The 14,112-nt window shown below is 44.7% G+C and carries 13 protein-coding genes and 1 tRNA gene; 10 read left to right on the plus strand and 4 right to left on the minus strand.

Going from position 1 to position 14,112, the window contains the following annotated elements; genetic code table 11:
- Positions 1-28: 28 nt before the first annotated feature.
- Complete coding sequence (locus ACNKW2_RS15330; RefSeq protein WP_419149339.1) at positions 29-1,024, minus strand: cupin-like domain-containing protein; 996 nt, start codon at positions 1,022-1,024, stop codon at positions 29-31.
- A 65-nt stretch (positions 1,025-1,089) separates the two neighbouring features.
- Here ACNKW2_RS15330 and ACNKW2_RS15335 point away from each other — a divergent pair, with 65 nt between their 5' ends.
- The 7 genes from ACNKW2_RS15335 (at position 1,090) to ACNKW2_RS15365 (ending at position 9,265) form a co-directional block, all read left to right on the plus strand.
- Positions 1,090-1,797, plus strand: a complete 708-nt coding sequence (locus ACNKW2_RS15335) for a SapC family protein (protein ID WP_419149340.1) — start codon at positions 1,090-1,092, stop codon at positions 1,795-1,797.
- Positions 1,798-1,953: 156 nt separating this feature from the next.
- Positions 1,954-2,664 (plus strand): SapC family protein, encoded by a 711-nt coding sequence (locus ACNKW2_RS15340; protein ID WP_419149341.1) that lies wholly within the window; start codon positions 1,954-1,956, stop codon positions 2,662-2,664.
- A gap of 170 nt (positions 2,665-2,834) precedes the next feature.
- Positions 2,835-3,863: an isoaspartyl peptidase/L-asparaginase family protein gene (locus tag ACNKW2_RS15345; protein WP_419149342.1), complete on the plus strand. Its 1,029-nt coding sequence runs from the start codon at positions 2,835-2,837 to the stop codon at positions 3,861-3,863.
- Positions 3,864-3,947: 84 nt separating this feature from the next.
- Entirely contained in the window at positions 3,948-4,376 is a 429-nt protein-coding gene (locus ACNKW2_RS15350) for a CBS domain-containing protein (protein ID WP_336566652.1), read from the plus strand.
- A 111-nt stretch (positions 4,377-4,487) separates the two neighbouring features.
- Complete coding sequence (gene hrpA / locus ACNKW2_RS15355; protein WP_419149343.1) at positions 4,488-8,381, plus strand: ATP-dependent RNA helicase HrpA; 3,894 nt, start codon at positions 4,488-4,490, stop codon at positions 8,379-8,381.
- Positions 8,382-8,582: 201 nt separating this feature from the next.
- On the plus strand, positions 8,583-8,966 hold the full coding sequence (locus tag ACNKW2_RS15360; RefSeq protein WP_419149344.1) for a response regulator: 384 nt from the start codon (positions 8,583-8,585) through the stop codon (positions 8,964-8,966).
- A gap of 8 nt (positions 8,967-8,974) precedes the next feature.
- Positions 8,975-9,265, plus strand: a complete 291-nt coding sequence (locus tag ACNKW2_RS15365) for a PilZ domain-containing protein (RefSeq protein WP_419149345.1) — start codon at positions 8,975-8,977, stop codon at positions 9,263-9,265.
- Between the two features lie 73 nt (positions 9,266-9,338).
- Here the strand turns inward: ACNKW2_RS15365 and ACNKW2_RS15370 are convergent, their stop codons facing one another.
- Entirely contained in the window at positions 9,339-10,529 is a 1,191-nt protein-coding gene (locus ACNKW2_RS15370) for a class I SAM-dependent methyltransferase (protein WP_419149346.1), read from the minus strand.
- Positions 10,530-10,612: 83 nt separating this feature from the next.
- On the opposite strand from ACNKW2_RS15370, the gene ACNKW2_RS15375 reads away from it, so the two are divergent.
- On the plus strand, positions 10,613-11,251 hold the full coding sequence (locus tag ACNKW2_RS15375) for an HD domain-containing protein (RefSeq protein ID WP_419149347.1): 639 nt from the start codon (positions 10,613-10,615) through the stop codon (positions 11,249-11,251).
- Between the two features lie 44 nt (positions 11,252-11,295).
- On the opposite strand, the gene ACNKW2_RS15380 is transcribed toward ACNKW2_RS15375, so the two are convergent.
- Positions 11,296-12,276: an ion channel gene (locus ACNKW2_RS15380; protein ID WP_419149348.1), complete on the minus strand. Its 981-nt coding sequence runs from the start codon at positions 12,274-12,276 to the stop codon at positions 11,296-11,298.
- Positions 12,277-12,427: 151 nt separating this feature from the next.
- Between ACNKW2_RS15380 and ACNKW2_RS15385 the strand changes: the two genes are divergently transcribed.
- Positions 12,428-13,084, plus strand: a complete 657-nt coding sequence (locus ACNKW2_RS15385) for a M48 family metallopeptidase (RefSeq protein ID WP_419149349.1) — start codon at positions 12,428-12,430, stop codon at positions 13,082-13,084.
- 133 nt (positions 13,085-13,217) lie between these two features.
- Positions 13,218-13,754, plus strand: coding sequence for a YaeQ family protein (locus ACNKW2_RS15390; RefSeq protein ID WP_419149350.1), 537 nt, complete (start codon positions 13,218-13,220; stop codon positions 13,752-13,754).
- Positions 13,755-13,903: 149 nt separating this feature from the next.
- Here ACNKW2_RS15390 and ACNKW2_RS15395 read toward each other — a convergent pair.
- A tRNA-Tyr gene (locus tag ACNKW2_RS15395) sits at positions 13,904-13,988 on the minus strand.
- Positions 13,989-14,112: the final 124 nt, after the last annotated feature.

Below are 14,112 nucleotides of genomic sequence, written 5' to 3' on the forward strand. Positions count from 1 at the left end.
AAATAAAAATGCCGCATCTGCGGCATTTTTATTTTCTAATTCTTTCTTTTAGTGTCTTTATAACCCCTTCATCCTCACCTTGGAAGCTGGACAATATTCCCTTGTATAGATTGCTGTCATAAATATCAGGCTTGTCACTAAAAATATAATAATTAAATATGGCTTTCCAGATCGCTTTTTCAGCTTTGCTTTTATTCTTTATCGATAATATTGCGTGAAGTAAACTGTCTGTCGCTTCAAGGCTGCTCTTTTCACTTTCTGGCTGCCACCAATAATTTATCAACGCATTTACTTTATCTTTAGACTTTACATTATGCCACCATAGTGGCGGTATATAGAGGGCTTCCCCGACATTTAAAGTCACTGAAATTAGTTTATCTTGAGCTTTAGCAAATGCTGGAAAGCGTCCTAGATCTGGTGTTTCAAAGTCTACTTGACTTAACGCGGGTCCCGTTAATGCCCGATCAATTGGGGCAGGGTAGATATGCTCGATCTGATCTCCAGGCAAAAGAAAAAAAGTTCTTTTACCACATGCGTTTAGTGCAATATTATGCTCGCTGTCATAATGCCCTGGAACGGTGGTTTGGGTTCCAAGCCACAGTCTTGGTGAGATGCTAGATAAGAAATCAGGGGATGGGTTTTGCTTAAGAAAACTGGGCATACACTCACTGATCAAAGCACTTTGCAATGCAAAATCGTGAGTATTGCTTAGATCTTTTTCAATAATTAATTTTTTAATGATGGCAACTAAAGGAGCTTGGTTTCTAACAAAAGTATGGTTTTTAAATGATGCATCTGTGTAGCCAATAACACCATTATATTTTTTGTCTATTGCTAAAATATCAACGTGATATTTTGTTGCGTAGCTCAACAATTTTCTCAAAAATAAATCTGTTGATTCATTCGCTTTGTTGAGTATTGGCCAGTGGTTAAAAAGGTTTTTTATGATTTTTGGTGCGCTAGATTTTAACAGCTCCTTTTCTAGGTCTTTACTTTTTTTGTAATCAATAATTTCAATTTTCATTCTTCTCAATTTAATCTCAAAATGATATTTTAGATAAAATATTAGCACGATTTTAGGTTTTTTAAATGTCAGAAAGTTACGAGATAATTAATCAAGAGCAACATCGAGGCTGCTTTGTTAAGGTTGATAAAAATCACGGTCATGCTGAGTGTATGCACGTGGTGAAACTCCTGCCTCAAGAAGTGGCTAAAGCCGCGACCGAATTTCCCATTTGCTTTATGCGCAGCACAGATACAGAGCCGCTACAAATGGTGGCTATTATGGGATTGGAAAAAGGGCACAATGCGTATTTTGCAGATGGGCGCTTAAACACCATTTACGTTCCTCTAAATATTGCACGGGCTCCCTTTTCACTAGCAAAAACGTCACAAGAGTCGCCAGTTTATCTGGCAGTGAAACATACCGCGCTCAACACTGAGGGCTTAGGTGAGAAATTGTTTGATGACAATGGTGAGGCATCGGCATTTTTAACCGCAAAGCAGTCAATGCTGCAAGCTATTGCGGCCCAAGAAGAATTAGCTGAGCAGTTAGTGACGACTCTCACTGATCTGGGGTTATTGGTCGAGTTTGATTTCAAGTACGACCTTGGTAACGGGCAAAAGAAGCGTATTCCAGGACTGTACTCTGTCGATAAGGCACTTTTAAAGTCACTCGATGACGAAACAAAACTATCTTTAGTTAACAATGGCTTATTAGAAGTCATATATAGTCACTTGTTATCGCTTGGACAGTTTCAGCGAGTGGTTTCATTAGCTGCTGATCAGCAAGCTTAAGTGAATCCGTTTTGTGCCTTTGAGGTTTAGGCCTTAGCCTGCGAAAGCGGTTGTAAACAAGTCAAATAAATTTAACTTCCAATTTGCCTTGAAAACCGCTAGCCTTAGGGCCATCAAATAAAGTAACAAATACGTAAAATTAATGGAGCAGTAATTATGGCAGAGCAACAAGTGCAGCCTTTACATAACGAAAAACACGCTAACATCAAAGTACAAAATGGCGTGAACGTTGAATTTTTGAAAACTCAGCACTTAATGCCAGTTGTCGCGCATGAATTCGCGCGTGTAGCAACGGAATTCCCAATGGTGTTCGTAAAAAACTCTGAAACAGGTCAATTCCAAGCAGTTGCTATGTTTGGTTTAGAGCCAGGTGAAAACCTATTCGTCGATGGCGACAAGTGGACTGGTAGTTTTGTTCCAATGGCTGCAGCTCGCTACCCGTTTGGCTTAGTAAAGCACCCTGAACAAGATCAGTTTGGTATCGTTATCGACGAAGCAAGCCCACTTGTAGGTGAAGAAGAAGGCAACGCTTTGTTTGAAGATGGCAAAGAAACGGAGTACCTAAGCCGTCGTAAAGAAGCATTAGTAAACTATGTTGAGTTTGCTCGTGTAACAGAAGCATTTACTAAATATCTTGCTGAAAAAGAACTTTTAGTACAACAGACGCTAACAGTTGAAATCCGTGGTGAGAAAAAAGACATCAACGGCATCTACCTTGTTGACGAGCGTAAAGTGAATGAGCTGAGCGATGAAGATTTCCTAGAGCTACGTAAGCGTGGTTACTTAGCGCCAATCTTCGCTTTCTTAACGTCAACGCACCAAGTTGCTCGTCTAGCACGCATTAAAGCACAGCGCGAAGCAAGCTAATACACCAGTATATTTACTGTTAAAAACGCCTCTTAATGAGGCGTTTTTTATTGTTCAAATCTCACCCTCAGAGCCTTTCTTCTTAACCTAAGTTACATTTACCGCGAAAGCTTGCATCTAATCACAAAGCCACTCATGGTAGAGATATATTTCAATACCAAGGTGAAACAATGAAGATAAAAACCTTACTCGGTGCGTTATTAGCACTGACCTCATCTACGGTGATGGCTGCACAACAACAGCAACCCATTGCCATTGCTATTCATGGCGGCGCTGGCACGATTGAGCGCAGTAATTTTACTCCAGAGCAAGAGCAGCAATATCGCGCCACCTTAAAGCAGGCTGTTGAGGCCGGTTATAAGGTGTTAGAGCAAGGTGGCGAGAGCCTAGATGCGGTTACTACCGCAATTAACTTGCTGGAAAACTCGCCATTTTTTAATGCCGGAAAAGGGGCTGTTTACACCTATGATGAAGGCCATGAATTAGATGCTTCCATTATGGATGGTCGTAATCGTCAAGCGGGCGCTGTGGCTGGGGTTAAACACATTAAGAATCCCATTAATTTAGCCAAAGATGTGATGCAACACTCGGTGCACGTTATGCTCAGCGGTGAAGGAGCTGAGCAGTTTGCCAAGCAACGCGGTTACCAGTTAATAGAAAACAGCTACTTTGATACCGAGTCACGTTATCAGTCGTTATTAAAAGCCAAAAAACGCCTGCAACAAAAACAAGCCGCCAGCAAAGATTATCAGGCTGCACACCAACAGCTTGATAGCCACTATAAAATGGGAACAGTAGGGGCTGTGGCAGTAGATAAACAAGGCAACTTAGCGGCAGGTACGTCTACCGGTGGAATGACGGCAAAACGCTTTGGTCGCATTGGTGATTCTCCCGTGATTGGCGCAGGTACATTTGCTGATAACCGCTCATGCGCAGTGTCAGCAACGGGCCACGGGGAATATTTCATTCGCTATAATGTTGCAGCAGATATATGTGCGCGCGTTGCTTACCAAGGAAAGTCGATTGCTCAAGCTGGCAAGGAAGTGATTTTTGATACGTTGCAGCCGATTGGTGGTACCGGTGGGGTAATAATCGTAGACCCACAAGGTAATATTAGTATGCCTTTCAATACGGCAGGCATGTACCGAGCCAGTAAGACCTCGAAAACTGCAACCAAGGTCGCTATCTACGCTGAATAAAACAATATTTTTAACTAATTAAGCAAGTTCTGTAAACGCCAGCTACTATTAACATGATAGCTGGCGTTTTTAATGGAGATGAACATGCAATCAATAAAAGTCGCGGATTATTTAAATCACCGTCCCGTCACATTCAAACAAGATATGCGCGTTGAGTCTGCTGTGGAAAAACTATTACAAAGTGGACAATCGGGTGGGCCGGTAATTGATGAGCAGCGCAAAGTGGTGGGCTTTTTATCAGAGCAAGACTGTTTGAAAATCATGCTGCAATCGACCTACCAAAATGAGTCTCACCATGTTGTTGCTGATGTAATGACGCCGTCGCCGTTATGCGTCAAGTGTGAAGACAGCGTGGTACAGATGGCCGATATGATGACCGCCAATAAACCTAAGGTATACCCGGTGGTGGACGATGATGGTCGCTTACTCGGTGTGATCAGCAGAGCCAATGTGCTACTGGCACTGGATAAGCACCTGCATGAAAACTATCTGGCAGGCCATCGTTACGTTTAAGGCATTACTCGTTCGCGGATTTATTCTTTTAACCGCAGCAAAATAGTTGGGTATGACCAAGCTGTTTTGGTAAACTACACGGCGTTTTATTCATTCACAAGGTGTCGTGTAGTGCAGGTTGACTCGCTGTTTAAAGAGCTAAATTCGTGTTTAAAAAAGGATCAGTTTATTTTCAAAAAACGCTTACATGGCGTTAAGAAAATCACCGATCCAGCAAAGCAGAAGCGCGTTTTGGAAAAAATCCAAAGTGCCATAGCCAACAGCCAAACGCTGAAAGTACAGCGTAGTGAAAATATCCCCTCTGTAACTTACCCAGAAGAACTGCCGGTTAGTCAAAAAAAGGACGACATCAAGGCGGCGATTGCCGCCAATCAAGTGGTGATTGTTGCTGGTGAAACCGGATCCGGTAAAACCACCCAGCTACCTAAGATTTGTTTGGAGCTCGGCCGTGGTATCGATGGCTATATTGGTCATACGCAGCCTAGAAGGCTGGCCGCCAGAAGTGTCTCGACCCGCATCGCGCAAGAGATTGGCTGTGAAATGGGCCAAGAAGTTGGCTTTAAGATTCGCTTTTCCGATCAAGTGAGTGACAACACTTTTGTTAAGCTAATGACAGACGGGATTTTACTGTCTGAAATACAACAAGACCGCTTTTTAAATCAGTACGACACCATTATTATTGATGAAGCCCACGAGCGTAGCCTGAACATTGACTTTATTCTCGGTTACCTTAAGCAACTGCTGCCTAAACGTCCCGACTTAAAAGTCATCATTACCTCGGCGACCATCGACCCCGAGCGCTTTTCAAAACATTTTAATGACGCGCCAATCATTGAGGTATCGGGCCGCACTTACCCTGTAGAGGTAAGGTACCGACCGGTAGAAGATATTGATAGCCAAAACAGCGAAGTAGATAACGATCAACTGCAAGGTATTTTTGATGCCGTGGATGAGCTGTGCGCTGAAGGGCCTGGTGATATCTTAGTGTTTATGAATGGCGAGCGCGAAATTCGCGATACCGCTGATGCGCTGTCAAAACGCAACCTCAAAGGGGTTGAAATTCTGCCCTTGTATGCGCGGTTATCAAACGCCGAGCAAAACCGTATTTTTGCGCCACACAGTCAACGCCGTATTGTGTTATCGACCAATGTCGCCGAGACCTCGCTTACGGTTCCTGGGATCCGTTATGTCATTGACCCTGGCACCGCGCGAATAAGCCGCTACAGCTACCGTACCAAAGTACAACGGCTGCCCATAGAAGCCATTTCACAAGCCAGTGCCAATCAAAGAAAGGGACGTTGTGGCCGTGTGGCATCGGGTATTTGTATTCGACTTTATTCTGAAGAGGATTTTTTAGGGCGTCCTGAGTTCACCGATCCGGAAATTCTGCGCACCAACTTAGCCTCGGTTATTTTGCAAATGTTGGGTCTTGGCTTAGGGGATATAAGCCAGTTTCCATTTGTCCAAGCCCCCGATAGCCGTAACATCAAAGATGGTATGAGCTTACTCGAAGAGCTACAAGCCATTATTCCATCAAAGCGCCGTGAGCAAGCTAAGCTAACGGAGTCGGGCCGCAAACTCAGCCGTTTGCCAATCGATCCGCGCTTGGCAAAAATGGTGATGTCTGGAGCACAGATGGGAGCGCTGTGGGAGATCATTGTTATCACCGCCGCACTGTCTATCCAAGACCCACGTGAGCGACCCCAAGAGAAGCGTCAGCAAGCCGATGAAAAGCATAAACGGTTTGAATCTGAACAATCCGACTTTACTGCTTATTTAACTCTTTGGAACTATATTGAGGAGCAGCAACAAGCCCTTAGTCGCAATCAGTTTCGCAGACAATGCCAAAAAGATTTTCTTGCCTACATGCGGGTGCGTGAATGGCAAGACATTGTGTATCAGCTGACTACGGTATGCGAAGAGCTGGGTTTTAAAGTTAATGATCAAGCCGCTAGCGATGAGGCAATCCACCAAGCACTATTAAGTGGTATGTTGAGTCATATTGGAGTTAAGGATGAAAAGCAAAAGCAGCTCTATAAAGGCGCGCGCAACAGTCAGTTTCATATCTTTCCCGGCTCCAGTCTGTTTAAGAAAAGCCCCAAATGGTTAATGTCAGCCGAGTTAGTAGAAACCAGTAAATTGTATGCTCGGGTCAACGCCAAGATAGACATAAAGTGGGTGGCTCCTCTAGCCAAACACTTAGTAAACCGCAGTTACAGCGAGCCTCACTGGGAGAAAAAAGCAGGCGCGGTGATTGCGTTTGAACAGCAGACTCTGTATGGCCTGATCATTGTTGCCAGAAAGCGCACGGTATACAGTGAGATTGATCCCGCGTTAAGTCGGGAAATCTTTATTCGCGAAGCGCTGGCGAATAACCAGTTAGGCCAAAGCGAAGGGTTTTTAACAGCCAATCAAAAGCTGATTGAGGAAGTGCAGGTACTCGAAGAAAAAGCCAGACGACGCGATATTTTAGTGGATGAAGACGATCTTGTTGCCTTCTATGACCAGCGTATTCCGGCCGATGTCAATAACCGCGCCGCCTTCAATAAATGGTGGCGTCGCAAAAAACAGCAAGATAAACGCTTCTTGCATATGAGCCGCGAACAGCTCATGAAGCACAGCGCTAATAATGTCACCGCTGATCATTACCCTGATACCTGGCAACAAGGCAATCTTATTTTGCCTTTAAGCTATCACTTTGAGCCTGGACAAGCTCTGGATGGCGTGGTGGTGAACATTCCTCTGGCATTGCTCAACCAAGTTCAGGGTGAAGGGTTTGATTGGCATATTCCAGCACTGCGCCACGAGTTAATCTGTGGCTTAATTAAATCATTGCCAAAAACCCTACGCCGAAACTTTGTTCCTGCCCCTAACTTCGCTGATGCGGTGCTTGGGGCCATTGAGCCTATGCAAGGGCGTTTTTTAGAGGTGGTTGCGCAGCGGTTGCTGCGTATGACAGGCGTCAAAGTCAATGAATCGGACTGGGATTTAGATGCCTTAGAGCCGCACTTAAAAATGCAATTTCAAGTCATAGATGACGACGCTAAAGTGCTGGCACACGGTTTTGACTTACCGACGTTACAGGCCAAATTACAAGGTCAAGTAACGGAAACGCTGTCGCAAGTGGCAGAGCAAGGCATTGAACAGCAAGACATAGAGCAGTGGAACTTTGGCCAGCTACCTGAGCAATACACCAAAAAGCAAGGCAACTATGAAATTAAAGCGTATCCGGCATTAGTTGATAAAAAACACAGTGCAGCCATCGAATTATTTGATAATGAGGCAAAAGCAGAAGTCGCGCACAAAGAAGGACTAAGACGGCTTATTCTTCTTAATGTCCCTTCACCGGTGAAATATTTACAACAGCATCTGCCTAATAAAGCTAAGCTAGGCCTTTATTTTAACCCGTTTGGCAAGGTTCATGACCTTATTGCTGATTGCACGGCTGCAGGTGTGGATAGCTTGTTACAGTCATGCGGTGAAGTTCGAGATGAACAAGCATTTGAGCAGGCAAAAGAGCGCATTCGTGGCGAGCTGGGAGATACAGTAGTAGATATTGCCAAGCAAGTGGAAGCGGTGCTGAATATTGCTCACAGTATTAATAAGCGCATGAAAGGTCGTGTTGATTTGTCCATGATCACCGCCCATGGTGATATTAAAGCGCAACTGCAATCGCTTATTTTCAAAGGCTTTGTTACTGCCCACGGCGCACACAGAATGGCGGATATTTTACGCTATATGAAAGGCATTGAAAAAAGGTTAGAGAAACTTGCGGTAGATCCAAACAAAGACCGCTTATGTGTTTTAGAGTTGGAAAAGGTCGCGGCAGCATACCAAGAAAAGTTAGCCAAAGTGCCAGCAGGTTTACCTACGCCTGAGCCATTACAGCAAATTTTTTGGATGCAGCAAGAGTTGAGAGTGTCTTTATTTGCGCAAACGTTGGGAACGGCGTATCCGATTTCAGCAAAACGTGTACTTAATGCCCTAAAAGAATGCGATATCTAAGTGAATTTTTAATGGTCTAAACTGGGAACTTCAAGTATCGTAAATGACTCAAACACTAGGCTATAGGGATGTGGCTGTAGAAAGTAACCCTTGGGTGCTGTAAAAGAGCGGGAAATATAGACTTGCTTTTTAGAGTACGACGGTTACTTTATTATATGAGGAAGTAAAGTTTTGGATTGTGAGAAGGAAGCGACATTGAATATGTCCACACTGCAGAGAAGGAAAAATGTGCCCCATTTGCTGGTGGTTGATGACGAGTATTTTAATTATGAAATGCTCCAAGTGGCCCTGTCAGATGCCTTTGAGCTGAGTTATGCCAACTCGGGCACCAGCTGTTTGTCGAATGCCATCGCCGATCCACCTGATGCCATTTTATTGGACGTTTGCATGCCAGGACTTGATGGTTATGATACCTGCAGAATGCTAAAAAATACGCCTGAAACAAAAAATATTCCCGTGTTGATGGTATCTGGACTGGAATCTGAAAAAGAACAAAAAGCGGGCTTTGAGGCAGGCTGTGACGCGTACGTGGTTAAGCCATTTTCGGTACAGTCGTTATTAGAAAAAATACAATCTATGGTGTAGAGAAGGCTATGATCAATGAAGATAAACGCCGATTTATGCGTATGACGGTTGAGGCCGTTGCCACAATTACTGAGTTGGAAAGCGGGCAACAATATCAAGGCGTTTGCCAAGATTTAAGCGCTACGGGGCTATCGGTAGCAGTCAACGAGCCGATTGAGGCAAATACCATGGTGGATATCTTTATTGACTCAAGTGGTGAGATGATCCAGCCTCTCCACGCTCATGCCAATGTTATCCGTTGTACGCAAGAGCAAGAAGGACAATGGATAGTGGGGCTAGAAATTACACAATTCAATTAAGCGAATCGCTACTCTTTTACCTTACAGTGTGAGTTGGCTGCCACAGAGTGCGGCAGCCAGAGCTTTGAGGTTATTAATAAACCTTGCAAATTAACCCTTTAAGATAAAAACCTTCAGGATAGCTTCCTGCAATTGGGTGATCGGCTGCTTGATTTAACCTTTCCATAATTAACAACTCTTTGCCGGCATCAAGGGCAGCGTCTGCGACCACTTTTTGGAATAGGTTTTGTTCCATTAACCCTGAGCAAGAGAAGGTTAACAGTGTCCCTCCCGGCTTTAATAGCTGCATGGCGATCATATTAATATCTTTGTAGCCGCGGCAAGCGCCAGTAAGTTGGGCTTTGCTCTCGGCAAATTTAGGCGGGTCCATGACAATGGTGTCAAACAGTCTGCCTTCTTCGCGATACTGACGTAACAGCTTAAATACATCTTGCTTAACGAACTCGGCTCGAGATAAATCTAGGTCATTATGTTCCACATTTCTCTTCGCGGTGTCTAACGCAGGCTGAGAAACGTCGACATTGATAACCTTTTTACAGCCACCGCGTAAGGCATACAAGCCAAAGGTCCCGGTATAACAAAAGCAGTTAAGAACCTCTTTATCCTTTGAAAAGCGCTCAAGGGCTGCGCGACTATCACGTTGGTCAAGGTAGAAGCCCGTTTTGTGGCCATTGAGAATATCCACCTCAATGGTTAAGCCATTTTCTTGTATCAGTACTGGGCCTTGTGGGGCGTCACCATGTAACGGGCCGGTGATTTTTTCTAAGCCTTCTTTTTTGCGCACGTCCACGTCTGAGCGCTCGTAAACAGCACAATCAGGAAAGAGAGATCTAAGTGCCATGACAATGTCGCCTTTATGGCGCTCAGCCCCAGCGCTGAGTAACTGGCACACCAAATAGTTATCAAACTTATCAATAGTGATGCCAGGAAGACCATCCGATTCAGCCGCACACAGGCGGTAGCCGGTGAGGCCACCTTCAGCAATCACGTATTGGCGTGCATCCAGTGCTCTGGCTAGCTTTTTGCTGAAAAACGCTTGATCAATTTGCTCGTTTTCATCGAATGACCAAATGCGAGCGCGGATCTGAGAGTCTGGGCTGTACGCTGCAGTGGCCAGGTACTTGCCATCGTTACTGTAAATGGTGACCGTATCACCGAGCCCAGGTTTGCCTTTGATTTTCTTGATGGCCTTTGAAAACACCCAAGGGTGTTTACGGTTTAATGATTTTTCTCTACCGGGCTGGAGGTATAGCGCACACGTCATATCTTTTCTCTAATCTATCGTCATGGCTGCCATTTTAGTGAAGGGTGTGGCAACATACAATCAGTAACAACCAGTTGAGCTGAATGAATTTGAAAATGCAGGAACTCGAAAAAGCGTGTGAAGCCTTTATGTTGTCCACGCCATGTGCTGATACCGCACACGATTTGTCCCATGTTAAGCGCGTGGTCAAGGTTGCCAAGTCCTTGTGTGCGGCTGAAGGGGGTGACGAGCAAGTTGTGATCCCCGCCGCATGGCTGCATGATTGTGTTGCGGTTGCGAAAAATCACCCTGATAGGCCAATAGCCTCTCGCTTAGCGGCGGATAAGGCGGTGACATTTTTACAGCAAAATCAGTATGACGAGAGCAAACTTGAGGCCATTCACCATGCCATCGTGGCGCACAGTTTTAGTGCTGGGGTCGTACCACAAACCCTAGAAGCTAAGATAGTGCAAGACGCGGATAGAATGGATGCCTTAGGGGCAATCGGTGTAAGTCGCTGTATGAAGGTGGGCGGCGCCATTGCGCGAAATTTATATCATGTTGACGATCCTTTTTGCCAGCATCGTGAGCCGGACGATAGCAAGTATACCCTGGACCATTTTTTCATAAAGTTACTGCATATTGCTGATAACATGCATACCGATGCCGCCAAAGAGCAGGCACAGGCACGTACAGCGTATATGAAAGCATTTTTAGCGCAATTGCGTGATGAGATAAGCTAAACACTTTTAAAGCCGAGTAGAGGGCCTGACGTTGTTTAATGCTGCTATCTGGTCATTTGTTTTACGAATACCACCACAAATAGGGCCAAGGAGAAGCTTCCGGTAAAGGCTTCTATGGCAGCAATAAGCCGCGATATGCCGATAGGGGTAATATCGCCATACCCCAGCGTAGTGAAAGTAACCACGCTAAAATAAAAGCTATTCAACAGTGCCATGACGTTATCTGTCAGGCTGTTTGCCAGGTTTAACTGCAATATTTGGTCATTATAAGAGACGCCAAATAAAAAGTAGCACAGTGCACACATAATTATCATGCCAAGACTAAAGCGAATGACGTTTTCGGGCTTTTCACCATAGCCGCAGAGTAAATCCACAAAACCGGAAATAAGATGACGCTTAGAAAATCTTGGGTATTGCGCGTGGCGCATTCTTAGCTCTTTGTAAGTAAAGCGTCCCGCCATTTCAAACAGACCTTGGTTTTCTGCGCCTTTACGCAGCAGGCGGTATATTTCTTCTGACTGTAAAAATAAGTCCTCGGCTTCCTCGTTGGCTTTGTTCTTGCGCGCTTCTACTGCTTGTTGCTCTTGCAGTAAATGTTCACCAAGCTCCATGTTATCAATACGGGTATTATCTAGCTTCATGCCAAGTAGATTGGTGTTTTCGAGGTGGCAGCAGTGTAGGCTGGCTTCACGGAGATCGGCCTTCATTAACGAGGCATTACGAATGGTACTGTTAAATAGGTGGGCGCCTTTTAAATTAGCACGGTAGAAATTACTATAGGAGAGATCATAGCCGCGATGGCTATCGAACTTAACTAAATTAAGCCCTTCCAAGTTCGCCCGCTTTAACTCTAGCCCCTGAAGAAGTCCACCACGCTTTGCGTAGCGCTCGAGCTTTTGACTCAGCTCTAGGCCACTTTTATCGAATTTATTGTCATGCCAAAAGCAGTAACCTGAGCCCATGTCGATTTCACTACAGCTATTTCCCTCAGGTGACACATATTGGCAAGTGGGTTTGTCAGCCATTATCTGCCTAATTGAAAATACCTTTACCTCTAAGCGTAGCAGCAAAACGAGTAACTAGAGGAAATTTAGTAAATTTATCATGGTTGGTGTGTTAGTTAAGTAGTACGGTTAATGTATAATAGCCACTTTCAATTAAGCGATAGATGATGACTTGCAGTACCAACTAAAAAAGAGTCGCCGACGTAAAACGGTGGCAATAAAAATTAAAGCGGGCGAGGTCATCGTCTATGCTCCACAACGCATTGATGAGCAATGGTTACAGGCTTGGGTCGCCAGTAAATCTGACTGGATCCATGACAAGCTTGCGGCTAGCACAGTAAAAAAGCCGCTAAACCCCTTGGCTGCTGGAACATTACGTATCTTTGGCGAGCAATTTTCTATTGCATACCATGACAGCAAGGCGACAATCGACTATAAGCAAAAACGAGTTTATCTCAATCACCTTGAACAACATTGGCCGCAACTATTGCAGCTTTTGGCTGGCGAATTAAGCCATTACTTAGAAAGGGCTATTGCACGTTTTCAAGGTGAGATTGGCGCACAGTTTAGTACCCTTAAAGTACGGGTTTATAAAAGCCGGTGGGGGAGTTTTTCTGGCAAAGGGGTGCTTGCTTTTAATACCTTGCTGATTGGCGCGCCAAAATGGGTGATCGATTATGTTGTGGTGCATGAGTTATGTCATTATCACGTGATGGCACATAATGTTCAGTTTTGGCGTTTAGTGGAGCAACACTATGGTGAGCGCTATCAAGTTGCAAGGCGCTATCTGCGTGAACATGGTGAGCAATTGATGCTCACAAACGACTAATAAAAATCAATGCTCTGCTCTGAACAGGTGTGTGATTAGCAAGTCGTGATAAAGAATTGAGATGCTGTAATGCTTTTTCCTATTGTTACGCATTTTTCGGTATAATGTCGCAAACACACCGATTTGTGAAAACATGGCACTAAAATCTACCATCCTGAAAGCCCAAGTGTCGCTGAGCGACATGGATAGACACTACTACCAAGAATTGTCGTTAACCATAGCACAACATCCTTCTGAGAATGCCCAACGTTTAATGGTAAGGTTACTCGCTTATCTGCTTAATGCCGACAGCGATTTGGAGTTTACCAAAGGGTTATGCGCGGACGATGAGCCTGAAATTTGGCGTAAAAGTTTATCGGGTGAGATCTTATTATGGGTTGAACTTGGGCTCCCTGATGAAAAGCGCTTAAAAAAAGCCGCAAACCAGGCACAGCAAGTTCTGCTTTATACTTATGGCGACAGCAAGCAACAGCAATGGTGGCAAAAAAACCAACGCAAGCTTGCCAGCTTCAGTAACGTCTCTGTATTCAGCTTAGACTTTGATGAGACGCAAGCGCTGTCACAGATGCTAGCGCGAAATATGCAGTTCACAGTTACGGTGCAGGATACCGAGGTGTGGTTTGCCAGTGAGAGCCACAGCGTGGTGATCCAACCAAAAAAGCTACAGTGATGGTTTAGTAAATTATTTTGCAGTAGAGTAAGTACATCAGCATTAGAGCTGTCGCGATGCTGAGCTTTTTTGAATAATGCCTTGCAGGGAAGCTAATGACACTCGGTGTCAGAAGATAGCCACTGAGATAAAGAGTTTACTAAAGGAAGTGGTGGAGGGAGCTGGATTCGAACCAGCGAAGGCAGAGCCGTCAGATTTACAGTCTGATCCCTTTGGCCGCTCGGGAACCCCTCCGTATCATGTATCGCAGTTAACCAGAGCACTGGTTAGTGGCAAAGCTGAATAGGATTGTTGCTTTAAAAGATGGTGGAGGGAGCTGGATTCGAACCAGCGAAGGCAGAGCCGTCAGATTTACAGT

This window comes from Pseudoalteromonas 'SMAR' (assembly GCF_048515945.1).
Lineage (GTDB): Bacteria > Pseudomonadota > Gammaproteobacteria > Enterobacterales > Alteromonadaceae > Pseudoalteromonas.